The sequence below is a fragment of the Microbacterium hominis genome (assembly GCF_013282805.1).
Taxonomy (GTDB): domain Bacteria; phylum Actinomycetota; class Actinomycetes; order Actinomycetales; family Microbacteriaceae; genus Microbacterium; species Microbacterium hominis_B.
The window spans coordinates 1,878,349-1,901,835 of sequence record NZ_CP054038.1 but is presented as its reverse complement, the minus strand read 5'-3'; the positions used below and the strand labels follow the sequence as shown (position 1 = coordinate 1,901,835).

Annotated in this window: 21 protein-coding genes; 4 read left to right on the top strand and 17 right to left on the bottom strand. The window is 70.7% G+C overall.

Annotated features, from left to right (window positions below):
- The first annotated feature begins 4 nt into the window (after positions 1-4).
- Positions 5-691: a trimeric intracellular cation channel family protein gene (locus tag HQM25_RS08495; RefSeq protein WP_172989842.1), complete on the top strand. Its 687-nt coding sequence runs from the start codon at positions 5-7 to the stop codon at positions 689-691.
- Between the two features lie 29 nt (positions 692-720).
- On the opposite strand, the gene leuA is transcribed toward HQM25_RS08495, so the two are convergent.
- Complete coding sequence (gene leuA, locus HQM25_RS08490; protein WP_172989841.1) at positions 721-2,481, bottom strand: 2-isopropylmalate synthase; 1,761 nt, start codon at positions 2,479-2,481, stop codon at positions 721-723.
- A 195-nt stretch (positions 2,482-2,676) separates the two neighbouring features.
- On the opposite strand from leuA, the gene HQM25_RS08485 reads away from it, so the two are divergent.
- On the top strand, positions 2,677-3,318 hold the full coding sequence (locus tag HQM25_RS08485; RefSeq protein WP_172989840.1) for a hypothetical protein: 642 nt from the start codon (positions 2,677-2,679) through the stop codon (positions 3,316-3,318).
- A 3-nt stretch (positions 3,319-3,321) separates the two neighbouring features.
- On the opposite strand, the gene era is transcribed toward HQM25_RS08485, so the two are convergent.
- From era to HQM25_RS08425, 12 genes are all read right to left on the bottom strand, one after another.
- Positions 3,322-4,221, bottom strand: coding sequence for a GTPase Era (gene era, locus HQM25_RS08480; RefSeq protein WP_172989839.1), 900 nt, complete (start codon positions 4,219-4,221; stop codon positions 3,322-3,324).
- Positions 4,218-5,606: a hemolysin family protein gene (locus tag HQM25_RS08475; protein WP_172989838.1), complete on the bottom strand. Its 1,389-nt coding sequence runs from the start codon at positions 5,604-5,606 to the stop codon at positions 4,218-4,220. Before HQM25_RS08475 ends, era begins: the two co-directional genes overlap by 4 nt.
- Positions 5,603-6,070, bottom strand: a complete 468-nt coding sequence (gene ybeY, locus HQM25_RS08470; protein ID WP_172989837.1) for an rRNA maturation RNase YbeY — start codon at positions 6,068-6,070, stop codon at positions 5,603-5,605. Before ybeY ends, HQM25_RS08475 begins: the two co-directional genes overlap by 4 nt.
- Positions 6,067-7,095, bottom strand: a complete 1,029-nt coding sequence (locus HQM25_RS08465; protein WP_254359658.1) for a PhoH family protein — start codon at positions 7,093-7,095, stop codon at positions 6,067-6,069. The genes ybeY and HQM25_RS08465 overlap by 4 nt, the downstream gene beginning before the upstream one ends.
- 40 nt (positions 7,096-7,135) lie before the next feature.
- Positions 7,136-7,483: an HIT domain-containing protein gene (locus HQM25_RS08460; RefSeq protein ID WP_172989835.1), complete on the bottom strand. Its 348-nt coding sequence runs from the start codon at positions 7,481-7,483 to the stop codon at positions 7,136-7,138.
- 40 nt (positions 7,484-7,523) lie between these two features.
- Complete coding sequence (locus HQM25_RS08455) at positions 7,524-8,261, bottom strand: 16S rRNA (uracil(1498)-N(3))-methyltransferase (protein ID WP_172989834.1); 738 nt, start codon at positions 8,259-8,261, stop codon at positions 7,524-7,526.
- A 1-nt stretch (position 8,262) separates the two neighbouring features.
- The gene (gene dnaJ / locus HQM25_RS08450; protein WP_172989833.1) at positions 8,263-9,378 is read right to left on the bottom strand and encodes a molecular chaperone DnaJ; all 1,116 of its coding nucleotides are present in this window, start codon (positions 9,376-9,378) and stop codon (positions 8,263-8,265) included.
- Between the two features lie 48 nt (positions 9,379-9,426).
- Positions 9,427-10,467, bottom strand: a complete 1,041-nt coding sequence (gene hrcA, locus HQM25_RS08445) for a heat-inducible transcriptional repressor HrcA (protein WP_172989832.1) — start codon at positions 10,465-10,467, stop codon at positions 9,427-9,429.
- A 102-nt stretch (positions 10,468-10,569) separates the two neighbouring features.
- Positions 10,570-11,787 carry a radical SAM family heme chaperone HemW gene (gene hemW / locus HQM25_RS08440; RefSeq protein ID WP_172989831.1) on the bottom strand — a complete coding sequence of 406 codons (1,218 nt, stop codon included), beginning with the start codon at positions 11,785-11,787 and terminating at the stop codon, positions 10,570-10,572.
- A gap of 7 nt (positions 11,788-11,794) precedes the next feature.
- Positions 11,795-12,445 (bottom strand): DUF1990 family protein, encoded by a 651-nt coding sequence (locus HQM25_RS08435; protein WP_172989830.1) that lies wholly within the window; start codon positions 12,443-12,445, stop codon positions 11,795-11,797.
- A gap of 47 nt (positions 12,446-12,492) precedes the next feature.
- The gene (gene lepA / locus HQM25_RS08430; RefSeq protein ID WP_172989829.1) at positions 12,493-14,343 is read right to left on the bottom strand and encodes a translation elongation factor 4; all 1,851 of its coding nucleotides are present in this window, start codon (positions 14,341-14,343) and stop codon (positions 12,493-12,495) included.
- Positions 14,344-14,355: 12 nt separating this feature from the next.
- Positions 14,356-15,540, bottom strand: coding sequence for a pyridoxal phosphate-dependent aminotransferase (locus HQM25_RS08425; RefSeq protein WP_172989828.1), 1,185 nt, complete (start codon positions 15,538-15,540; stop codon positions 14,356-14,358).
- 43 nt (positions 15,541-15,583) lie between these two features.
- Here HQM25_RS08425 and HQM25_RS08420 point away from each other — a divergent pair, with 43 nt between their 5' ends.
- Positions 15,584-16,303: an alpha/beta fold hydrolase gene (locus HQM25_RS08420; RefSeq protein ID WP_172989827.1), complete on the top strand. Its 720-nt coding sequence runs from the start codon at positions 15,584-15,586 to the stop codon at positions 16,301-16,303.
- Positions 16,304-16,417: 114 nt separating this feature from the next.
- The gene (rpsT, locus tag HQM25_RS08415; RefSeq protein WP_172989826.1) at positions 16,418-16,678 is read left to right on the top strand and encodes a 30S ribosomal protein S20; all 261 of its coding nucleotides are present in this window, start codon (positions 16,418-16,420) and stop codon (positions 16,676-16,678) included.
- 90 nt (positions 16,679-16,768) lie between these two features.
- Here rpsT and holA read toward each other — a convergent pair whose 3' ends face one another.
- The 4 genes from holA to leuS form a co-directional block, all read right to left on the bottom strand.
- A complete protein-coding gene (gene holA, locus HQM25_RS08410; RefSeq protein WP_172989825.1) occupies positions 16,769-17,806 on the bottom strand; it encodes a DNA polymerase III subunit delta in 1,038 nt (345 codons plus the stop codon).
- Between the two features lie 9 nt (positions 17,807-17,815).
- Entirely contained in the window at positions 17,816-20,161 is a 2,346-nt protein-coding gene (locus HQM25_RS08405; RefSeq protein WP_254359628.1) for a ComEC/Rec2 family competence protein, read from the bottom strand.
- Between the two features lie 25 nt (positions 20,162-20,186).
- Entirely contained in the window at positions 20,187-20,798 is a 612-nt protein-coding gene (locus HQM25_RS08400; protein WP_254359626.1) for a ComEA family DNA-binding protein, read from the bottom strand.
- 90 nt (positions 20,799-20,888) lie between these two features.
- The gene (gene leuS, locus HQM25_RS08395; RefSeq protein WP_172989823.1) at positions 20,889-23,477 is read right to left on the bottom strand and encodes a leucine--tRNA ligase; all 2,589 of its coding nucleotides are present in this window, start codon (positions 23,475-23,477) and stop codon (positions 20,889-20,891) included.
- Between the last annotated feature and the right edge of the window lie 10 nt (positions 23,478-23,487).

Genomic DNA, 23,487 nt, shown 5'->3' with positions numbered 1-23,487 from the left:
GAAGGTGGATGAGCCGATCTTCGTGATCCCCCTGTGGGCCGACCTCGTCGCGGTCGGACTCGGCGGGATCCAGGGTGCCCTGTTCGCGTCCGGCTTCCGCGGCCAGCGGCGCCTGGACCTGCTGGGCGTGGCGATCATCGGCATCGTGATGGGGATGGGCGGCGGACTGATCCGCGATCTCCTGCTGAACGTCACCCCGGTCACCCTGCAGGACAACTGGTACCTGTTGACCGCGACGGTCGCCGCCCTGATCGGGATGCTGCTGGCCGGCCTCTTCCAGCGGCTCAACGCCCTGATCGTCGGATTGGATGCCGTCGTCATCGGCCTGTTCGGCGCCTTCGGAACGAGCAAGGCGCTCGTGCTGGGACTGCCGCTCGTTCCCGCCGTATTCGTCGGGGTGTGCGCCGCGGTGGGCGGCGGCATCCTCCGAGACATGATCATGGGTCTGCCCGTGGCGATCATGCACGTCGGATCGCTCTACGCGGTCGCCGCCGGCGCAGGATGCGTGGTGGTCGCCACCGCGCACTTCTTCGGCGCCGACCTCGTCGTCGCCGCCCTCGCCGGCATCGGCGTGACCACGCTGCTGCGGCTTCTGGCCGTGATCTTCGACATCTCGCTGCCCGAGCAGCGCGCGCTCTACCGACGGAAGGTCGCCGTCGAGACGAGGGCGATCCCGATCGTCAAGCCGTAGCCGCGATCGGGACCACCTCGGGAAAGGTGTCAGACCCCCGCGAGGGCGCCCGCGTGCTCGCGGGTGCGGATGGCGCGGTTGACGCCGGACACGATCGCCTTGAGCGATGCCGTCGAGATGTCGCCGTCGATGCCGACGCCCCACAGACGCTCGCCGTCGACCTGCAGCTCCACGTAGGCGGCCGCCTGGGCGTCTCCACCCGCGCTGAGCGCGTGCTCGACGTAGTCGTAGAGCACGACGTCGAATCCGTGCGCCCGCACGATCTCCAGGAATGCGGCCACCGGACCGTTCCCGTGCCCCGAGGCCGAGACGCGGTCGTCGCCGTCGCGCAGCGAGATCTCCAGCAGCACATCGCCCGACATGTCGCTCTGGGTGCGGGTCGACAGCAGCTCGAACCGTCCCCAGCGCTCGTCGGCGACCTGCGACGGCAGGTACTCGTCGGTGAAGATCGCCCAGATCTGGTCGCTCGTCACCTCGCCGCCCTCGGCGTCGGTCTTGGCCTGCACGACCCCCGAGAACTCGATCTGGAGCTTGCGGGGCAGGTCGATGGCGTGGTCGGTCTTGAGGAGGTAGGCGACCCCGCCCTTGCCGGACTGGGAGTTCACTCGGATGACGGCCTCATAGGAGCGCCCCAGGTCCTTGGGGTCGATCGGCAGGTAGGGAACCGCCCAGTCGATCTCGTCCACCGACACGCCGGCCGCCGCAGCCCGGGCGTCCATGGCCTCGAAGCCCTTCTTGATCGCGTCCTGGTGGGAGCCGCTGAACGCGGTGAACACGAGGTCGCCGGCCCAGGGGCTGCGCTCGGGGACGGGCAGCTGGTTGCAGTACTCGGCGGTGCGCTTGATCTGGTCGATGTCGCTGAAGTCGATCTGCGGGTCGATCCCCTGGGTGAACAGGTTGATGCCCAGCGCGACCAGATCGACGTTGCCGGTGCGCTCGCCGTTGCCGAACAGACATCCCTCGATACGGTCCGCGCCCGCCATGTAGCCGAGCTCGGCCGCGGCGATGGCCGTGCCGCGGTCGTTGTGCGGGTGCAGCGACAGGATGACGTTCTCACGGTGCGCCAGGTGCCGACTCATCCACTCGATCGAATCGGCGTAGACGTTGGGGGTGGCCATCTCGACGGTCGCGGGCAGGTTGATGATCACCTTGCGGTCGGGAGTCGGCTCGAAGATCTCGATGACCTGGTTGCACACGTCGACGGCGAACTCGAGTTCGGTCCCCGTATAGCTCTCCGGCGAGTACTCGTAGAAGACCTTCGTCTCGGGGATGCGCTTCTCGAACTGGCGGCACAGCCGCGCGCCCTCCAGCGCGATGTCGATGATGCCCTGCTTGTCGGTGCGGAAGACGACCTCCCGCTGCAGGACGCTCGTCGAATTGTAGAGATGCACGATGGCCTGCTTCGCGCCGGCGATCGACTCGTAGGTGCGCTCGATCAAATGCTCGCGGGCCTGGGTCAGCACCTGGATGGTGACGTCGTCGGGGATCAGGTTCTCTTCGATGAGCTGTCGGACGAAATCGAAATCGGTCTGGCTCGCGCTCGGGAAGCCGACCTCGATCTCCTTGTAGCCCATCTGCACGAGCAGCTCGAACATGATGCGCTTGCGCTCGGGGCTCATCGGGTCGATGAGCGCCTGGTTGCCGTCGCGCAGGTCGACTGCGCACCAGCGGGGTGCGGTCGTGATGCGCTGCGCGGGCCAGGTGCGGTCGGGCAGATGCACGGAGATCTGCTCGTGGAACGGCCGATACTTGCGGATCGGCATGCCCGAGGGCTTCTGGGTGTTCTTCATGATGTCGCTCTTCTCACGTCTGGATGTCTACGCCTGGATGGACGGGCCGACGACGAGCTCCGCGACGAGGAAGGCCCTAGATCGAGGCCTCGTCGCGGCAGCTAAGAAGGAGCGAGCGTGCACGCATGCGTCGATGGTACCAGCCCGCGCGCAGGCCGGGCGAGACGATCCCGGCGGCGCCGACACATGACAGGTATGCGGAGTTCTCGTGCCTTCCTGTCCGTCCTCCTCCTCGGCGCCACGACCTGGGCGGCTGTCGCGTGCGCGACACCCGGCGCCTCGGCGCCCGGATCGTCGCCCGCCGCCGACGTGCCGCGCACGCTGGGCACGACGGATCCGAACCCGCCGGAGGGCGCGGTGATCGCGCAGGGCACGGTCCTGGATGCGGGAGGGCGGATCCAGCTCTGCCTGGGCGCGGTCGCCGAGTCGTATCCGCCCCAGTGCGCGGGAATTCCGCTGGAGGGCTGGGAGTGGGCGGGCCTCGAGGGCGCCGAGACCAGCGGCGACACCAGGTGGGGCGCATACGCGGTGCAGGGCGACTACGACGGCGAGACGTTCACGGTGACCGGCCCGCCGATCATGCTCGCACTCTACGACCCCATGATGGCGGAGGACCCGACCGCGGGGGTCGCCGGCGTCGGGGACCCGGCCATCCTGGCGGCGGCACAGGACGAGGTGCCCGACCTCCTCGGCGACGACTTCCTCAGCTCCGCCGTCGCCGACGGCTGGCTCTGGATCGACGTGGTGTGGGACGACGGCACCTGGCAGCGGGCCGCCGATGCCGACTTCGGCGCGGGAGCGGTGGTCGTCCGTTCGGCCCTGCGCGAACTCCCCTGACCCCTAGAAGCCCAGGCGCCCGAGCTGTTTCGGATCGCGCTGCCATTCCTTCGCGACGCGCACGTGGAGCTTGAGGAACACCTTCGACCCCACCAGGGGCTCGATCTGAGCCCGGGCCCTCATGCCCACGTCCTTCAGGCGCGAACCCTTGCGCCCGATGATGATCGCCTTCTGGCTGTCGCGCTCGACCACGATGCTGGCGTGGATGTCGATGAGCGATCCGTCCTCGCGCCCCTCGACATCGTCGACGGTGACGGCGATGGAATGCGGAAGCTCGTCGCGCACGCCGTCCAACGCGGCCTCGCGGATGATCTCGGCGATCCGATCCTCATCGGACTCGTCGGTGACGACGCCCTCGGGGTACAGGGCGGGGCCCTCCGGCATCATGGCGAGCAGCTCGTCGGTGAGCACGTCGAGCTGGTCGCGGGTGAGCGCGGACAGCGGGATCACGGCCGCCCAGTCCTCGCGCAGCGCGTCGACCTCGAGAAGGCGCTCGGTGACCTGGTCGCGCGCGGCGGCGTCGGTCTTGGTGACGATGGCGACCTTCTTCGCGCGAGCGTAGCCGTCGAGCGATTCGGCGATGCGGCGGTCGCCGGGCCCCACCTTCTCGGTAGCCGGAACGCAGAAGCCGATCACGTCGACATCGCCGAGAACCTGCTCGACGAGATCGTTCAGCCGCTGACCGAGGAGCGTCCGGGGCTTGTGGAGGCCCGGGGTGTCGACGATCACGAGCTGACCGGTAGGACGGTTCACGATGCCCCGGATCGCCCGCCGGGTCGTCTGAGGCTTGTCGCTGGTGATCGCGACCTTCTCTCCGACGAGGGCGTTGGTCAGGGTGGACTTGCCCACGTTCGGGCGACCGACGAAGGTCACGAACCCGGAACGGGCGGAATCGGTGGTCATTCGGAACCCTTCTTGGCAGTGCGCACCTCGCCGGTGCGCGGACGGGCGGCACGCCCTTCCCCGTTGCGCGGGCGGGGAATGCGGATCTCGCCGGTGCGCGGGTGACGCGCATCGACGTCGTCCGCCGGTTCAGGGACCGCGGCGCGCTCGACGATGACGGTCGCCAGGCGACCGCGACCGCGCGAAGCGCCCCCGGTCATGATCAATCCGGCGTACTCGGCGGTCGCCCCGGGCTGCGGGATGCGTCCGAGCGCCTTCCCGAGCAGGCCTCCGACGGAGTCGACGTCCTCGTCATCGAGTTCGAGGCCGAACAGGTCTCCCACCTCGTCCAGGCCCATCCGCGCGCTCACGCGGAATCGCCCGGACTCGATCTCGACCACTTCGTCTCCGCGGGGGTCGTACTCGTCCACGATCTCGCCGACGAGCTCCTCGATGAGGTCCTCGAGGGTGACGAGGCCGGAGACCCCGCCGTACTCGTCGACGACCATGCAGACGTGCACGGCTTCGCGCTTCATCTGCTGGAGCAGGGTCTCCGCTTTCATCGACTCGGGCACGAAGGCCGCCGGACGAGCGATCCGCGTGATCGGGGCATCCCGCCAGCCGTGCTCGTCGCGGAAGCCGAACTGCACGAGGTCCTTGAGATAGAGCAGACCCACGACGTCGTCGGCGTCATCGTCGACGATCGGCATGCGCGACACGCCCTTCTCGAGGAAGATCGCCATCGCATCGCGGGTCGTCGCCGAGGCATCCACTGTGACCATGTCGGTGCGGGGAACCATGACCTCGCGCACGTATGCGTCGGTGAACTCGAACACCGAGTGGATCAGCTCCCGGTCGTCCTGCTCGATGAGCTCGTTCTCGGCGGCCTCGTCGATGATGCTGAGCAGCTGCTCCTCCGAGGCGAATGAGGAGCCACGCGACACTCCGGGGGTCAGCCGCCCGCCCAGCACGACGAGGCCGTGCGCGAGAGGACCGAGGAGGATGCGCACGCCGCGCACGACCGGCGCCGTGGCCCGCAGCAGGCCCTTCGCGTGCTGACGGCCGACGTTGCGCGGACTCGCGCCGACCACGACGTAGGAGATGCCGGTCATGAACACGGCGGCGGCGAGCATCGCCCACCAGATGTTGTCGAGGATCATCGTCGCCGCGACCGTCACGAGCACCGCTGCGGTCGTCTCGGCCAGGACCCGGATGAAGACGACCGCATTCGCGTGCGCCTCCGGGTCGTCGGCGATGCGATCGAGGGAGGTCTCGCTGCGCGCGCCGTCGGCGAGCTCCGCGAGGTCGGCGCGCGAGGTCACCGCGAGTGCGGCGTCGACGGCCACCATCAGGGCGCCGAAGGCCAGCAGCAGGCCGGCGGCGATCAGGAGGAAGGCCGCGGTCATGCGCGTCGACGTCGCTCGGACGCGTGGAAGGAGGCGATGAGCTCCTTCTGCAGTCCGAACATCTCGCGCTCCTCCTCGGGCTCGGCGTGATCGAAGCCGAGCAGGTGCAGCAGTCCGTGCGTGGTGAGGAGGATGAGCTCGTCCATGGTGGAGTGCTTGGCGGCGACGGCCTGGGTCTCGGCCACCTGCGGGCACAGCACGATGTCTCCGAGGAGCCCCGGCGGGGTCGGCTGGTCCTCGGTGCCCGGGCGCAGCTCATCCATCGGGAAGCTCAGAACGTCGGTGGGGCCGGGCTCGTCCATCCACTGCACGTGGAGCGCCTCCATCGCGCCCTCGTCGACCAGCAGGATCGCGACGTCGGCGTCCGGGCTGACGTGCAGCTCGGCGAAGTTGTTCTCGGTGAGGCGCAGCAGGGTGGGTTCGTCGACCGCGATGCCGGACTCGTTGCTGATCTCGATGGTCATGAGCGTCCTCGCTTGGGAAGGTGATCGCGCGGGCCCGCCGGCCGCGAGGCGGCGCGCCGCTCGGCGCGATTGGCGAATTCGGTGGCCTCGTCGCGCTCCCGACGGGCGGTCAGTCTCCGCTCGTCGAACTCGCTGTACGCGTCGACGATGCGCCCGACCAGCGTGTGGCGCACCACGTCGTCACTGGTGAGGTACGAGAAGTGGATGTCGTCGATCTCGCCCAGCACACGCGTCACCAGGCGCAGGCCCGATGCTCCCTGCGGCAGGTCGATCTGCGTGATGTCGCCGGTGACGACCATGCGCGTGCCGAAGCCGAGGCGCGTGAGGAACATCTTCATCTGCTCGGGCGTGGTGTTCTGGGCCTCGTCCAGCACGACGAAGGAGTCGTTGAGAGTGCGGCCGCGCATGTACGCGAGCGGCGCGACCTCGATCGTGCCGGTCGCCATGAGCTTGGGAACGAGCTCCGGGTCCATCATCTCGTTGAGCGCGTCGTACAGCGGCCGGAGGTACGGGTCGATCTTGTCGGTCAGGGTGCCCGGGAGGAATCCGAGCCGCTCCCCCGCCTCGACGGCCGGCCGCGTGAGAATGATCCGGCTGACCTCCTTGCGCTGCAGCGCCTGCACCGCCTTGGCCATAGCGAGGTAGGTCTTGCCGGTACCGGCCGGGCCGATCCCGAACACGATCGTGTTCTCCTCGATCGCGTCGACGTACGCCTTCTGGCCGAGGGTCTTCGGGCGGATCACCTTCCCGCGCGAGGAGAGGATCGCCTCGCCGAGCACCTCGGACGGTCGCGGTCCGCCTTCCGATCGCAGGATGCGGCTCGAGGAGGACACATCCGACTCGCCGAGGGCGTGGCCCGCCTTCGTCATCGCCAGAAGCTCGTCGACCAGCGCGCGCGCCGCTGCCACCGCCGCCGCCTCACCGGTGAGGGTGATCTCATTCCCGCGCACGTGCACGTCGACACCCGGATGTTCCTTCTCGACGACGCGCAACAGGCGGTCCTGCGGTCCGAGCAGCTGGACCATGGCCACGCCGTCTGCGAAGACGCGCTCCACTGCGGGTTCGTCAGGCACCGACGCTCGACTCCTTCAGTCCGCCGGCGAGGACGTGCGCGTGCACGTGGAAGACCGTCTGACCGGCACCCGCGCCGCGGTTGAAGACCAGCCGGAAATCGCCGTCGGCGAGATCTTCGGCGACGGACTCCGCCAGCCCGACGATCTCGGTGAGCAGCGCCGGGTCTCCTGCCGCCAGCTCCACCACATCGCGATAGTCCGCCGAGCGCGGGAAGACGACGACGTGAACGGGCGCCTGCGGCGCGATGTCCGTGATCGCGACGACGTTCTCGGTCTCCGCGACGATCTCCGCGGGGATCTCGCCGTTCAGGATGCGTGTGAACACGCTGGGCTCGCTCATGGTCTCAGTCTAGCCAGCGGCCCGGCGCCGCGGCCGGGCCTCACCAGCGCCCGAGCGCGACGTTGACGACCGCCAGCGCCACGGGGCCGGCGGTCGAGGTGCGCAGCACCTCGTCGCCGAGACGCGCCGCCTCCGCCCCGGCCTCGGACAGTCGGGCGAGCTCCTCGGGCGCGATCCCGCCCTCCGGCCCGACGACGAGCACGATGTCGCGCGGGTCGTCGGCGGCGAGATCGATCTCCGACAGGCGTGCCTCCGCGGTGGGCTCGAGCACGATGACCCGGCTGCGTCCGGCACGCGCGGCGATGTCCGCCGTGCCGAGCGGCTCCGCGACCTCCGGCGTCCACGACCGGTGGGCCTGCTTCGCGGCCTCCCGCACGATCGTCGCCCACCGCTCGCGACCCTTGCGCGCCTTCGCGGCGTCCCACCGCGACACGCTGCGAGCCGCCTGCCACGGCACGATCTCGTCGACGCCGAGCTCGGTCGCGGCCTGGATGGCGAGCTCATCGCGATCGCCCTTGGCGAGCGCCTGCACGAGAACCAGCCGGGGCGTCCGCGGCGGCACCTCCTCGCGCGCGGTCACCCGGATGAGCACCTCGCGCGGCTCCACCCGTTCGATCTCGCCCGTGAGCCAGATGCCGCGGCCGTCGCCCACGGTGACCGCTTCCCCGACGCGCACCCGGCGCACCGCGGCGGCGTGGTGGGCCTCCGCGCCGGTGAGGGTCACGACATCACCGGGCCCTGCCCCTGCGATGCCCGCGTCGACGAAGTGGAGGGCCATCTCAGCTGCTGCGGAACCGGTCGCGGAGCTTGGCGAACAGACCCTGGTGGAACTCGGCCAGCCGAGGGGCGGGAGCCTTGGTGCGTCGCGCGAACTCCTCGATCAGCGCGCGCTCCTTGGCATCCAGGCGGGTGGGCGTCACCACGTGCACCCCGACCCTCAGGTCGCCGCGCTGGGATCCGCGCAGCGGCGTGATGCCGCGGCCCTTGATCGTGAGCACGTCGCCGGCCTGCACGCCGGGGCGAAGCTCCAGCTCCACCGGCCCGTCGAGGGATTCGATCGTCGTGGTGGTGCCGAGGATCGCATCGGGCATGGACACGTCGATCGTCGCGAGGAGATCGTCGCCGTCGCGGCTGAACACGTCGTGCGGGGTGACCGACACCTCGACGTAGAGGTCGCCGTTCGGTCCGCCGGCGGGACCGACCTCGCCCGAGCCGGGCAGTTGCAGGCGCAGACCCGTCTCGACGCCGGCGGGGATGTCGAGGGAGACCGTGCGGCGCGCCCGGACCCGTCCCTGGCCCTGGCAGGTCGCGCACGGGTAAGGGATCGTCGTGCCGTACCCCTGGCACACGTTGCACGGCTGGGAGGTCACCACGTTGCCGAGGAGGCTGCGCACCTGGCGCTGCACGTGACCGGTTCCGTGGCAGATGTCGCACGTGACCGGAGAGGTTCCGGGCTGGCAGCACGAGCCGTCGCACGTCTCGCACAGCACGGCGGTGTCGACCTCGATGTCGCGATGGGCTCCGAACACGACGTCGCCGAGGTCGAGCGTCACGCGCACCAGCGCATCCTGCCCGCGCTCGCGCCGCGAACGAGGCCGCGCGCCGCGACCGCCGCCGCCGGCGGCCCCGAAGAAGGTCTCGAAGATGTCGCCGAATCCGCCGAATCCGCCCGCGCCGCCGAACGGCGAGTCGCCGCCGCCCATGTCATAGCGGGCGCGCTGCTCGGTGTCGCTCAGAACGTCGTAGGCGTGGGTGACGAGCTTGAAGCGCTCCGCAGCCTCCTCGCCGGGATTGACGTCCGGGTGGAGCTGGCGCGCCAGTCGCCGATAGGCCTTCTTGATCTCGTCGAGCGATGCGTCGCGCGAGACTCCCAGCACCTCGTAGTGGTCAGCCACTTTCGCCTTCCTGTCCGCGCCCCGCGCGGATCATGTCCTCGAGTCGCCTCAGCGACCCTGGTCGTCTTCGTCGAGCAGCCGCGTGAGGTAGCGGGCGACGGCGCGCACCGCTGCGAGGTTGCTCGAATAGTCCATGCGGGTGGGCCCCAGGACCCCGACCCGCGCATGCGCCCCGGGCGCGTCGTAGTCGCTGGTGACGATGGATGCCTCGGACAGGCCGAACTGCTCGTTCTCGCGTCCGATGCTGGCGGCGAGCCCCTGCTCGTCGGCGACCATCTCGCCCATGAGGCGCAGGAGGGTCACCTGCTCCTCGATCGCCTCGAGGAGCGGATAGATGCTGCCGCGGAAGTCGGCCTCGCGTCGGGCGAGGTTGGCGCTGCCCGCCATGACCAGCCGGTCCTGCCGGAAGTCCTCGAGCTCCTCGGCCACCACCCGCAGCACGGCCTCGGTGGCCAGGCGCAGCTCGCCCGGCGAGGCGGGCGAGGCCGCCTGGTGCTCGGCGATGCGGTGCAGGCCCTCGCGCACCGATCGGCCGACCAGAACGGTGCCGATCTCGGCGCGCATCCGCGCGGTGTCGGACTCATCGAGCTCCGCGCGCACCCACACGACCCGCTGCGAGACGCGGCCGGTGTCGGTGACGACGATGACGATCATCCGCCCGCCGCCCAGCGGCACGAGCTCGACGTGGGTGACGTTCGCGCGGGCGAAGGAAGGGTACTGGACCAGCGCCACCTGGCCGGTCAGCTGGGAGAGGACGCGGACGGTGCGCGCCAGCGCGTCGTCGAGGTCCCCCGGCCCCTCCAGGAACGCCGCGATGGCCTGCCGCTGCGCAGGTGTCAGCGGCCGCAGCTGTGCGAGGTGGTCGACGAAGACCCGGTAGCCCTTGTCGGTGGGAACCCGGCCCGACGAGGTGTGCGGAGCGGCGATGAGCTCCTCGTCTTCGAGCAGCGCCATGTCGTTGCGGATCGTGGCGGCCGACACGCCGAAGGCGTGGCGTTCGACGATCGCCTTGCTGCCCACCGGCTCACGGGTGTCGACGTAGTCCTGGACGATCGCCCGCAGCACCTGCAGTCCTCGTTCGCTGACCATCGTCCCTCCTCGTTCGCATACTGGCACTCATGTCGGTCGAGTGCCAATATTACCGCCGGCCGTGGGACGCTGCGCCCGGAGGCGGTGCGTGTCGGCCCCTCATCAGTCCGTCAGGGCCCGCACGACGGCATCCGCCAGCAGTCGGCCTCGCAGCGTCAGCACGATCCTCCCCGCCACCGCTGACGGCCCGTCCACGAGCCCGTCGGCGATGAGCCCGGCGACGGCGGCACGGCGGTCGTCGCCCAGGTCCGAGATCGCGAGGCCCTCCCGGATGCGCGAACGCAGCAGCACGGCCTCCAGGCGCCGACTGGCGGCATCCGGCCGCTCCCGGCCCGCCGCCGGCGATTCTCCCGCCCGGAGCCGCTGCGCATAGGCCGCAGGATGCTTGACGTTCCAGAATCGGGTGCCCGCCACGTGGCTGTGGGCGCCGGGACCGAATCCCCACCAATCGGCGCCCTGCCAGTACGCGAGGTTGTGGCGCGAGCGCTGCCCGGCGGAGCGCGCCCAGTTCGAGACCTCGTACCATTCGTAGCCGTGCGCCGCGAGGGCGGCATCCGCCGCTTCGTACATGTCCGCCTGCAGGTCGTCGTCGGGTGCCGGCACCTCCCCCCGTCGGATCTGCCGGGCGAGCTTGGTGCCGTCCTCGATGATGAGCGCGTAGGCGGACACATGGTCGGGTTCCAGCCCCAGGGCGACCTCCAGCGAACGCTCCCAGTCGACCAGCGACTCGCCCGGGGCGCCGTAGATGAGGTCCAGGCTCACGTCCAGACCCGCGCGGCGTGCCGCGGCTACCGCAACCGCGACGGCCGCCGGATCGTGCGTGCGGTCCAGCGCCGCCAGCACATGCGGAACCGCGGACTGCATCCCGATCGACAGGCGGGTCACCCCCGCCGCGGCGAGTTCGTCGGCGACCGCGTCGGTGACCGTGTCGGGGTTGGCCTCGACGGTGACCTCGGCCCCCGCCGCGACGCCAAACGCCTCCCGGACTCCGCCGAGCATGCGCGCGAGATCTCCCGCCGGCAGGAGCGTCGGCGTACCTCCGCCGAAGAACACGGTGGATGCCGCGCGCAGCCCGCCGGCGTCCCCGAGCACCCCGGCGGCCAGCTCGACCTCGCGCAGCAGCGTGGCGGCGTACTCGTCCTGCCGCGCGCCGCGCAGCTCACCCGACGTGTAGGTGTTGAAGTCGCAGTAGCCGCAGCGCACCCGGCAGAAGGGCACGTGCAGATAGGCGCTGAACGGGGTGGCGGGATCGATCGACGCGTCGCCCGGCAGGGCGCCGTCGGACGGCGCCGGTTCGCCCAGGGGCAGGGACGCACCCATCAGAGGCTCACGCGGGCGTCGCGTACAGCGGAGAGATCGCGCGCAGGTACCGCGTGAACAGCTCCCGACGGCGCCGGCGGACCAGGGCGGGAAGGAGCCGGTAGAGGAAGGCGGCGGGGGCGTCGAACGCGCGCACGGTGAACCAGACCTCGTCGTTCTCGTACCACTCGATCATGAAGGACTCCTCGCCGGAGACGACCGATCCGCCGACGGTGCCGAGCGCGAACCCGATGCGGCGAGGCTCCTCGACGGCGAAGATGACGCGCAGCTGGGCATCCGCCTTCATGCCCTTGACCCGGCCCTCGACCTCGACAGTGGTACCCGCGCCGACGAACGGCGTGCCGTCGGCGTCGTAGCGGAGGTCGGCGTCGTTGCGACTCGGGGCGACCGGCTTGCCCTCCTCGTCGAAGCTGACGCCGGAGTACATCGGACCGGACGCAGGCCGGACATCGGTCAGCTGCAGACCGGCGCCACGCTGGGCACCCCACGACAGCAGCGCCTCCCCGGCGCTGTGGAAGCGGGACTCGCCGCTGCCGATCCGCCAGGAGTCCTGGGCCGGGAGGCTGCGCTCCGGCGGATACTGCATGAGGTCGGGTGCCTGTGTCGCCCCGACCGCGGCATAGTCGACCGTCTCATCCTTGAAGGTCCCGCGGCGCATCTCTCCAGCCTAACGACGTCGCCTGGGTGCTCGATCAGAGCGCCCGCCTACTTCTTGTCCTTGCCCTCGACATCGCCCGAGAGAGCCGCGATGAACGCCTCCTGGGGGACCTCGACGCGGCCGACCATCTTCATGCGCTTCTTGCCCTCTTTCTGCTTCTCGAGGAGCTTGCGCTTGCGCGTGATGTCACCGCCGTAGCACTTCGCCAGCACGTCCTTGCGGATCGCCCGGATGTTCTCGCGCGCGATGATGCGAGCGCCGATCGCGGCCTGGATGGGCACCTCGAACTGCTGGCGAGGGATGAGCTTGCGCAGACGCTCGGTCATCATGGTGCCGTACGAGTAGGCCTTGTCCCGGTGCACGATCGAGCTGAAGGCATCCACCTTCTCGCCCTGCAGGAGGATGTCGACCTTCACGAGATCAGCCGTCTGGGAGCCGGCCGGCTCGTAGTCCAGGCTCGCGTAGCCCTGCGTCTTGGACTTGAGCTGGTCGAAGAAGTCGAACACGATTTCGCCGAGCGGCATGTTGTAGCGCAGCTCGACGCGGTCCTCGCTCAGGTAGTCCATTCCCAGCAGCGAGCCGCGACGGGACTGACACAGCTCCATGACGGTGCCGACGTAGTCCTTGGGCAGGAGGATGCCGACCTTCACGACGGGTTCCGAGACCTCGGCGACGCGCCCGTCGGGGTACTCGCTCGGATTGGTCACGGTGACCGTCTCCCCGGTGTCGGTGTTCACCTCGTAGGTCACCGACGGCGCGGTCGTGATGAGGTCGAGGTCGAACTCGCGCGCCAGGCGCTCGGTGATGATCTCCAGGTGCAGCAGTCCCAGGAACCCGCACCGGAAGCCGAATCCGAGGGCGACCGAGGTCTCCGGCTCGTACTGCAGCGACGCGTCCGACAGCTTCAGCTTGTCCAGCGCCTCGCGCAGATCGGCGTAGTCGCTGCCGTCGATCGGGTAGATCCCCGAGAAGACCATGGGCTTGGGATCGGTGTAGCCCGGGAGCGCCTCCGACGCGGGCTTGCGGTGGGTGGTGATGGTGTCGCCGACCTTGGACTGCCGCACGTCCTTCACACCCGTGATGAGGTATCCCACCTCGCCCACGCCCAGACCCTTGGTGGGGATCGGCTCAGGGCTCGACACGCCGATCTCGAGCAGGTCGTGCGTCGCGCGCGTCGACATCATCTGGATGCGCTCGCGCGGCTCGAGCTTGCCGTCGATCATGCGGACGTAGGTGACGACACCGCGGTACGAGTCGTACACCGAGTCGAAGATCATCGCGCGGGCGGGCGCGTCGGCGTTGCCGGTCGGCGCGGGGATGCGCTCCACGATGCGGTCGAGGAGCTCCTCGACGCCCATGCCGGTCTTCCCGCTCACACGGAGAACGTCGTCCGGTGACCCGCCGATGAGATTGGCGAGTTCGGCGGCGTACTTCTCGGGATCCGCGGCGGGGAGGTCGATCTTGTTGAGGACCGGGATGATCTGCAGGTCGTTCTCGAGGGCCAGGTACAGGTTCGCCAGGGTCTGCGCCTCGATGCCCTGCGCGGCGTCGACCAGGAGGATCGCGCCCTCGCAGGCAGCGAGCGACCGGCTCACCTCGTACGTGAAGTCGACGTGCCCAGGGGTGTCGATCATGTTGAGCGCGTACGTGCCCTCGGCCGTGGACCACGGCATGCGGACGGCCTGCGATTTGATGGTGATGCCGCGCTCGCGCTCGATGTCCATGCGGTCGAGATACTGCGCACGCATGTCGCGGTCGGCGACGACGCCGGTGATCTGCAGCATGCGATCGGCCAGCGTCGACTTTCCGTGGTCGATGTGGGCGATGATGCAGAAGTTGCGGATCAGCTCGGGCGGGGTCGCGGACGGCTGCAGGGGCTGGAGGGCGCGCGGTGACATGTCCCGTCGATTCTACGGGTGCGCGCCTGTGTGCTCGGTGCGCCCGGCCGCGGTCGGCGCGGGCGCCGGGAGTCGTCCGATCCCCTCCAGCAGGTCCGCCCGATCGCTCGCCGCGCACACGCGGATCCAGCCCTCACCGCTCGCGCCGAAGGCCGATCCCGGCGCCACCGCCACGCCGCTCTCGTCGAGGAAGCGCTCACACCACGCCGCGACGTCGTCCCCCGATACGTGCGACACGTCGATCCACAGGTAGAACGCGCCGCTGGGCACGTGGTGGCGCAGCCCCCTCGCCGTCAGCGCCGCCGAGGCCGCCTCGAGATTGCGCCGGTAGTGCTCCGCGGCGCGCTCCACGGCCGACTGCCCCTCCGTGAGCGCGGCCACCGCCGCCCGCTGAGCGGGCGCGTCGACACACGAGACGAGCGACTCCTGCACCCGCAGCATCGTCGGTCGCCACCCGGGCGGGGTGACCAGCCATCCCACGCGCGCTCCCGTGAGGCCGTGCGACTTCGAAAGCGAGAACACCGACAGCACGCGGCCGTCGCCGTCGAGCGCAGCGGGGCTCACGTGCGGGGTGCCGTACGCGAACCGCTCGTACACCTCATCGCTGATGAGCCACAGATCGTGCCGCGCGCACAGCTCCAGCAGCGCGCGCATGGTCGCGGCGTCGAAGGTCGCACCCAGCGGGTTCGACGGCGAATTCACGATCAGCGCACGCGTGCGCTCGGTGACGAGCCCGTCGAGCTCCGCGATGTCGGGGCGGAATCCGTGCTCGGCATGCAGCGCGTACGGAACCGGCACCGCCTGCAGCAGATGCGCGTTCATGGTGAACGTCGTGTAGCCCGGGTCGGGGACGAGCACCTCGTCGCCGCGCGCGAGCGTGAGGGCCATGGCCATGTGCAGCGCCTGCGTCGCGCCGACCGTCACCCACACCTGCTCGAGATCGACGTGGAGCGCGTTCTCGGCGGCGAGCTTCGCGACGATGGCCTCGCGCAGGGGCCGGATGCCGCCGTTGGGCGTGTAGCGCACCTCTCCGGCGCGCCACGCGGCGGCGGCGGCACCGCGCACCGCGGGCTCTGCGATCTCACCCGGCTCGCCCACGGCGAGGATGATCGTTCCGGGGCGCTGGAGGGCGAGTTCGAGAATGCGCCGCACTCCCGAACCCGGCATCCGCGCGACGTGGGGCGCAAGAGCGGGCATGGCGTCATCGTACGGTCCGCCCGGCGCCCGTTACCCTGACATCGTGGTCGTCCAGGTCGTCCTCGTGCACGGGATCCGCACGTCCGCGACCATGTGGCGCGCCCAGCTCGCGCACCTTTCGGCGCGCGGCACCCCCGCGGTGGCCGTGGACCTCCCCGGGCACGGTACGCGCCGGGGAGAGCCGTTCACCCTCGACGAGGCGTTCGCCACCATCGACCGTGCGGTGCAGGATGCCGCCACCCGCGGCCCCGTCGTGCTGGCAGGGCATTCGATGGGCGGCCTGCTCTCGATCGCCTTCGTGGGACGCGAGGATCCGCCCCCGATCGCCGGCTTCATCGCGGCATCGTGCACCGCGGTCCCCCGCGGTCTCGGACTGGCGGCCTACCGCGCCCTCGCCCGAGGCTTCGACGCCCTGCCCGACCGCGGCATGTGGCTGACGGACTTCGTGCTCGACCGCACCCTCCCCGCGGAGACCCGATCAGACTTCGGAGCCGGCGGATACGCGTTCGACATCCAGGACGAGGCGCTGCGGAGCCTGTCGGTCCTGGACCTGCTCGCGGCGCTCGGTCGGATCGAGGTGCCGCTGTGGTTCATCAACGGCCAGTACGATCAGCTGCGCGTCAACGAGCGGCTGTTCCAGCGCGTCGCACCGCACGCGGAGCTCATCGTGGTGCCGCGTACCAGCCACCTCGTGTCGGCCATGCGGCCGGCGGTCTTCAACGCGCTGCTCGACGTCGCGATCACGACATGCGAGCGGACCTGATAGAATCCTTGTTTGGCTTGCGTGTGGGTTCGCCCTCACGACCGCCGGAACGCGCCCCTCTCTCGCCGACCGGCAACTCAATCCGATTCACACCGAACGAAAGAACGTCGACACGTGGCGAACATCAAGTCGCAGATCAAGCGCAACAAGACCAACGAGAAGGCGCGCGAGCGCAACAAGGCCGTCAAGAGCGAGCTGAAGACCGAGGTGCGCCGCACCCGCGAGGCCATCGCCGCCGGTGACAAGGCCGCTGCCGAGAAGGCACTGACCAAGGCGTCGAAGAAGCTCGACAAGGCCGTCAGCAAGGGCGTCATCCACAAGAACCAGGCCGCGAACCGCAAGTCGGCCATCGCGAAGCAGGTCGCCGCTCTCTGAGCTGAGCCCGCACATCGAAGAAGGTCCGTCCCCTCGGGGCGGACCTTCTTCGTCTCACCGAGGCCCATCTGCGGCGTCGTCCGCTGCGCGTCAGGAGCCGTACGGCTGCCGGGTCGCGATCACCGTGATGAGCTTCTCGAGGGAGAACACCGCGTCGCGCGAGCCGCCCTTGACCTCGGCGTCTGCCTGCGCGGCGGCCTGGATGGCCAGGCCGAGCGAGGTCTCGGACCATCCGGACAGATCACGACGTGCCCGATCGACCTGCCAATCCTTCAGGCCCAGGCGCGACGCCAGCGCTCGCGAGGGCTCACGCGTGCCCGCGACCCGTGCCATGGTCCGCAGCTTGGAGGCGATGGCCGCGACGAGCGGGACGGGGTCTGCCCCGGAAGCCAGCGCGTGGCGCAACGAGACCAGCGCCTCGCCGTACCGGCCCGCGATCGCGATGTCGGCGACCGTGAACGCGGATGTCTCGACCCGACCTCCGTAGTACCGATCCACCACTTCTCCGGTGATGTCGGCCGGCACATCCGCGATCAGCTGCTGACACGCCGCGGCGAGTTCGGTCAGGTCGTCGGCGAAGGCGGAGACGAGCGCACGCAGCGCGGCCGGCGCGATGCGCTTGCCGGCCGACTGGAACTCTCCGGCCGCGAAGTCGAAGCGATCCGAATCGCGCTTGACGGCGGGGCAGGCGATCTCCACTCCGCTGCCCTGTCCTGCCCGGATCGCATCGAGCAGCTTCTTTCCCCGCACCGATGCACCCGTATGCCGCAGCACCACGGTGGCGCCGTCCTGAGGGGCGGCGAGGTAGCCGAGCGCCTCGGCGAGGAAGGCATCCGAGCACTTCTCCACGCCCGACACCCGCACCAGGCGGGGTTCGCCGAACAGCGACGGCGATGTCACCGCCAGAAGAGTGCCCGGGGCATAGTCGTCGGCGCGCAGATCGGTGACCTCCAGACTGGCGTCCTCGGCCCGCAGCCGATCGCGCACCCCGCCGATCGCGCGCTCCGCGCAGACCTCCTCCGGGCCCGAGACGAGCACGATCGGCGCGGGCTCGGGGCGACGCCAGGACAGCTGCGGGATCGTGCTCTTCGGCGCGGCCGGCGAGGATCGACGTGGCGCGGAAGGCATGCATCCACCCTACCCAGCGCCGCCGACGCCGTCGGCGGCGGCGTGCTCGCGCCAGACGCGGAGAACCCCGCCGTCCCGGGAGTAGGCGACTGCGCCGTCGCGATCGGTGCGCGCGATCGATGCGCCCGCCTGCTGCAGGATCGCAAGCGCCTCGGCCCGGGGATGGCCGTACCGGTTGTCCGCTCCCACCGTCACCAGAGCCGCGGCGGGCGCGGCCTCCTCGTACAGCGCAGCCGCCTGGTCGGCGCTGCCATGATGGGCGACCTTGACCAGCGCGTACGGCGGAGCGATTCCCGCTGCCGTCGCTGCAAGGGCACGCTGCGGTGATGCCGACAGATCGCCCAGCAGAAGGATCGGCGGAAGTTCGCCGCCGCGCACATCCAGCACCAGACTCGCGTCGTTGCCCGGCGGGAACGCGCGGTCGCCCGCGCGGGGCCAGAGCACCCGCCACCGCGCGCCGGCCAGCCCGCCCTGCGCCCCCGCGGACACCTCGGTCGTGTGCGCACCGGCCTCGCGCAGCCGCGCCAGCGTCTGCGCCCCCGCCTCATCGGGCGGGCCGTGGATCACCTCCCGCACACGGCCGTGCGCGGCATCCACTCCCCCGATGTGATCGAGATCGAAGTGGGTGAGGACGAGCAGATCGATCCGGGCGATCCCTGCCCTCGCGAGGCAGGCGTCGAGGGCGGCGGGATCGGGACCGGTATCGACGAGCATGATCGCGTCCTCCGAGCGCACCAGGACCGCGTCGCCCTGACCGACGTCGCACGCCAGGACGACCCAGTCCCGAGGCAGCGCCAGCCGCCCCGCCCACCCGTGCAGCGCACCCGCGCCGAGAGCCACCCCGAGCACGCCGGCGAGAACCGCGCCGAGCACACCACGTGCGGCGCGTCGACCGCGGGTCGTCGCACGCAGACCCACGAGCACGCCGATGCCGGCGCCCACCGCGCCCAGGAACACAGCCCCACCCCAGCCCTCCAGCCACGGCAGCGTGCCGCCGGGAAGATCCGCGGTCACCGTCGCCGTGGCCGCGATCCACGCCGCAGGCACCCAGGCGAGGGCCGTCAGGCCGTCCTGCAGCCACGCGAACGGACCACTCAGACACGCGAGCAGCCCCACGACCGTGACCACCGGCGCGGCCGGGGCGGCGATCATATTCGCCGCCACCCCGTAGACAGGCACGGTGGGGGCGATCAGCACCAGCAGGGGTCCGCACGCGAGCTGAGCCGCCAAGGGCACCGAGATCGCCAGGGCCAGCGCCCGAGGCAGGAGTCTTCCGAGGCCTTCGGCGAGCGGCCTCGCGAACAGCAGCAGCGAGGCGGTCGCCGCGACCGACAGCGCGAATCCCAGCGACCCCGCCAACCACGGATCCGCGATCAGGAGGACGGCGACCGCCGTCGTCAGCAGCGACATCCCCGCCCCGGTGCGGCCGATGAGCACGCCGATCATCCCCGTCGCGGCCATGGCTGCGGCACGGACGACACTCGGCTCGGGTGTGACGAGCACCACGAAGCCTGCGAGGGCGGCCGATGCCACGACGACCCGTACGGTCCTGCCGGCGCCGCACGCCGCCGTCGCCAGGAACGCGAGAGCGACCACGAGCGCGCAGTTCGCACCGGAGACAGCGGTGAGGTGCGAGAGGGAGGACGCCTTCATCGCCTCGTCGAGCGCCGGGTCGACGTCGGCGGTGTCCCCTACCGCGAGCCCGGCCAGCAACCCTGCGCCCGGCTGCGGGAGTCCGGCGGCGGAGGCGCGCAGCCCCGCCCGCAGCGCGGCCGCCGTCGCCACCGCACCCTGGGGTACGCGGATCACGCTCACCCCGCGGGAGGCCCAGACGACGATCACCGCGCGCTCCCCCGGCGACCCGGTGCGCGCGGTGCCGGCCGCCTCCACGACCGCTCCGACCTCGAGATCCGCCCCGCCCACGACGTCGTCCGGGTCGACGCGCACCACGATCTCCGCGCCCACGGCGCGGCTCGCCGCACCCACCGTGACCGACTCGGCGCGCGCGTCGAACGCGAGGGATCCGTCGGCGCGCCGCTCGACCTTGCCCACCACGGTGGCGACGACCGTGACCGCACGTGCGCCCTCACCGGCGTGAAGAGCGAGGGCCTCCCGCACGGGCGACGCGAGCGCGACGTGGGAGGCGGCCGCCGCGGCGGCGGCCAGGGAGACCATCACGACGACCCCCGCGAGCATGCCGCTCCGAGCGCCGGCGCGGGTCGGGGTGCGCAGCGCCACCACCAGCAGACACGCGGCAGCGGCCAGCCATGTCGCCACCGCGATGATCGGCGCCGCGTGCGGCAGGGCCGTAGCCACCCCGGCCGAAAGCCAGGCGGCTGCCGCCACCGGAGTCATGCGCAGTCGACGCCGGAGCCCCACCTCACACCGTCACGGCTGGGCGGAGGCCCTCGACGATCTGCTCCCCGATCCCCGGCACGGCCAGCAGGTCGTCGACGCTCGCGAACGGCCCGTTCTGGTCGCGCCATGCGATGATGCGCGCGGCGAGGGCGGGGCCGATCCGCGGCAGCGTGTCGAGGGCCGCCGCGTCCGCCGTGTTGAGGTTCACGAGGCCCGAGCCGGCCGCGCCTCCACCGGCCCCATCCGGCGCGGTCCGCACGATCTCGCCGGGGACGGGCACGTGCAGCTGCTCGCCGTCGGCCACGGCTCGAGCGAGGTTGACCGCCGCTTCATCGGCGTCGTCGGCGAATCCGCCCGCCGCCGCGATGGCATCGACCACGCGGGCCCCCGCGGCCACGACGTACAGACCCGGCTCGCGCACCGCGCCCGAGACATGGACGTACATCGCTGCGGGCGCCTCCGGTGCCGCAGCCGCGGTGGTGGCCGGGGTCGCGAGCACGACCTCTTCGACGGGGGCGGTCGCGCCGCGGATCACGCCGATGCCGATCGTGATCGCCAGCGCGCCGAGGGCGAGCACGACGGCGGCGCCCAGGCCGAGCCGGCGCGCAGCACCCGATTCGGCGGCGGCGGTCACACGGTCACGCTAGGGGGATCGCACGTGCCCATCCGTCGTCAGGGCACGCCCGTGGACGGATCGTGCCCCGATCGGATCTGGGGAGGAGGCTCAGCGCGTGCTGAAGCTGACCACCTTCGGGGGACGCACCACCGCGCGGACGATCTCGCGGTCGCCGAGGGAACGCAGCACGCGCGCATCGGCGCGGGCGAGCGCCTCGAGCGCGTCGCCGTCGATGCGGGCCGGAACCTCGAGCGTGGCCCGCACCTTTCCGTCGATCTGCACGACCGCGGTCACCGACTCCTCGACGAGGAGGGTGGGGTCGGCCGAGCGCCAGGGGAACAGCCCGACGAACTCGTCGTAGCCGAGGATCTCCCACATCTCCTCCGCGGTGTGCGGAGCGAACAGGTCGAGCACCATCGCGGTGGCCTCGGCCGCCTCGCGGACTGCGGGATCGGCGGGACCGGCGCCGGTGTCGATGACCTTGCGGGTCGCGTTGACGAGCTCCATCAGACGGGCGACGACCACGTTGAACTTCGTCTGCTCGACCAGGCCCGGCGCATCGGCGAGGAGACGGTGGGTCACCCGGCGCAGGGCGCCGTCGCCGTCCTTCCAGATCACATCCGGCGCACTGGTCACGTCGGAGGCGACGCGCCAGGCGCGGGCGAGGAACTTCTGGGCGCCCGTGGTCGAGACATCCTCCCAGTTGATGTCGTCCTCGACCGGGCCGGCGAAGGCGATCGCGGTGCGCACCGCATCGGCGCCGGGGTCGAGCATGCTGCTGGCGAACTCGACGAGGTTACCCTTCGACTTGGACATCTTCGAGCCGTCGAGGAGCACCATGCCCTGGTTGATGAGGCTCGAGAAGGGCTCGGTGAAATCGATGAGCCCCATGTCGAAGAGCACCTTGGTGATGAAGCGCGCGTACAGCAGGTGCAGGATCGCGTGCTCGACGCCGCCGATATAGGAGTCGACGGGTGCCCACCGGTCCGCTTCGCGGGGCGGGAAGGCCTCGTCGGCGCTGGTCGGGGCGAGGAAGCGCAGGAAGTACCACGAGCTGTCGACGAACGTGTCCATCGTGTCGGGGTCCCGCAGCGCCGGCTCGCCGGTGGCGGGGTCGGTGGTCTGCATCCACTCGGTCGCGCCCCCCAGAGGCGACGTGCCCTTCGGCGCCAGGTCCAGGCCCGCGGCATCCGGGAGGGTGAGGGGCAGCTGGTCCTCGGGGACGGGGACGATTCCACCATCGGCCGTGTGGATCATCGGGATGGGCGTGCCCCAGAAGCGCTGACGGGAGATGAGCCAGTCCCGCAGGCGGTACGACTTGGCCGCACGGCCGGTTCCCGCAGCCTCCAGGATCTCGATCATGCGGGCGATCGCGTTGCGCTTGGAGAGCCCGTCGAGCGGGCCGGAGTTGATCATGCGCCCATCGTCGGTCAGCGCGATCCCCGTCTTGGCGGGATCGAGTTCAGCGATGGAGACATCGTCGACGCCCGGATCGATCGGCACGCCCTCGGCATCGAGCTCGATCACGGGGATGGCGCCGGTGATCGGGGCGGTCGTGTCGACGACCACCTTCACCGGGAGGTCGAATGCACGGGCGAAGTCGAGGTCGCGCTGGTCGTGCGCCGGAACGGCCATGACGGCGCCGTGCCCGTAGTCGGCGAGAACGTAGTCGGCCGCCCAGATCGGCAGCCGCTCGCCGTTGACCGGGTTGACCGCGTAGCGCTCGAGGAACACGCCGGTCTTGGGACGGTCGGTGCTCTGACGCTCGATCTCCGTCTCGCGGCCGACGGCATCCAGATAGTCCTGGAAGCGCATGCGCACCTCGGCCGACGAGCCCGCGGCCAGTTCGGCGGCCAGGTCGCTGTCGGGGGCGACCACGAAGAAGGTCGCACCGTGCAGCGTATCGGGCCGCGTCGAGAAGACGGTCACCTTCTCGGGGTGCCCCTCGATCTCGAAGTCGATGTCCGCGCCGACCGAGCGGCCGATCCAGTTCCGCTGCATGCGGATGACCTTCTGCGGCCAGAAGCCTTCGAGCTGGTTCAGGTCATCGAGCAGCCGGTCGGCGTACTGCGTGATCTTGAAGTACCACTGCGTCAGCTTCTTCTTGATCACCTCGGCGCCGCAGCGCTCGCAGCGGCCGTCGACGACCTGCTCGTTGGCCAGCACCGTCTGGTCGTTCGGGCACCAGTTGACCGGGCTCTCCTTGCGGTAGGCCAGGTCGCGCTCGTAGAGACGCTGGAACAGCCACTGGTTCCAGCGGTAGTACTCCGGGTCGCTGGTGTGGAGGATCCGCGACCAGTCGTACGACGAGCCGTACTCCCGGAAGCTCTTCTTGTGCTGGTCGATGTTCGCGTATGTCCAGGCGCGAGGGTCCGCGCCGCGCTGGATGGCGGCGTTCTCGGCGGGCAGCCCGAACGAGTCCCAGCCGATGGGGTTGAGCACGTTGTACCCGCGATGGCGCCAGAACCGCGCCACGATGTCGACGTACGCGTAGCTCTCCGCGTGCCCCATGTGGAGGTCGCCCGAGGGGTACGGGAACATGCCGAGCACGAACTTGCGCGGGCGCGTGTCGTCCGCACCGCCGGCGCGGAACGGGTCGGCCTGAGCCCACCGCGACTGCCACTTCTGCTGGATGGCGTAGGCGTCGTAGCCGCCTTCGGCGGGTGCGGCGGTGTCGGAGGGCGAGGTCTGTGACACGGGAGAACCA

What these genes read in the sequence shown, in the direction of transcription:
- leuA (WP_172989841.1), bottom strand. Translation starts at nt 2,481, where the DNA reads ATGAAGAACACCCAGAAGCCCTCGGGCATGCCGATCCGCAAGTATCGG.
- HQM25_RS08485 (WP_172989840.1), top strand. Translation starts at nt 2,677, where the DNA reads ATGCGGAGTTCTCGTGCCTTCCTGTCCGTCCTCCTCCTCGGCGCCACG.
- era (WP_172989839.1), bottom strand. Translation starts at nt 4,221, where the DNA reads ATGACCACCGATTCCGCCCGTTCCGGGTTCGTGACCTTCGTCGGTCGC.
- HQM25_RS08475 (WP_172989838.1), bottom strand. Translation starts at nt 5,606, where the DNA reads ATGACCGCGGCCTTCCTCCTGATCGCCGCCGGCCTGCTGCTGGCCTTC.
- ybeY (WP_172989837.1), bottom strand. Translation starts at nt 6,070, where the DNA reads ATGACCATCGAGATCAGCAACGAGTCCGGCATCGCGGTCGACGAACCC.
- HQM25_RS08465 (WP_254359658.1), bottom strand. Translation starts at nt 7,095, where the DNA reads ATGGTCCAGCTGCTCGGACCGCAGGACCGCCTGTTGCGCGTCGTCGAG.
- HQM25_RS08460 (WP_172989835.1), bottom strand. Translation starts at nt 7,483, where the DNA reads ATGAGCGAGCCCAGCGTGTTCACACGCATCCTGAACGGCGAGATCCCC.
- HQM25_RS08455 (WP_172989834.1), bottom strand. Translation starts at nt 8,261, where the DNA reads ATGGCCCTCCACTTCGTCGACGCGGGCATCGCAGGGGCAGGGCCCGGT.
- hrcA (WP_172989832.1), bottom strand. Translation starts at nt 10,467, where the DNA reads ATGGTCAGCGAACGAGGACTGCAGGTGCTGCGGGCGATCGTCCAGGAC.
- hemW (WP_172989831.1), bottom strand. Translation starts at nt 11,787, where the DNA reads ATGGGTGCGTCCCTGCCCCTGGGCGAACCGGCGCCGTCCGACGGCGCC.
- HQM25_RS08435 (WP_172989830.1), bottom strand. Translation starts at nt 12,445, where the DNA reads ATGCGCCGCGGGACCTTCAAGGATGAGACGGTCGACTATGCCGCGGTC.
- lepA (WP_172989829.1), bottom strand. Translation starts at nt 14,343, where the DNA reads ATGTCACCGCGCGCCCTCCAGCCCCTGCAGCCGTCCGCGACCCCGCCC.
- HQM25_RS08425 (WP_172989828.1), bottom strand. Translation starts at nt 15,540, where the DNA reads ATGCCCGCTCTTGCGCCCCACGTCGCGCGGATGCCGGGTTCGGGAGTG.
- holA (WP_172989825.1), bottom strand. Translation starts at nt 17,806, where the DNA reads ATGCCTTCCGCGCCACGTCGATCCTCGCCGGCCGCGCCGAAGAGCACG.
- HQM25_RS08405 (WP_254359628.1), bottom strand. Translation starts at nt 20,161, where the DNA reads ATGACTCCGGTGGCGGCAGCCGCCTGGCTTTCGGCCGGGGTGGCTACG.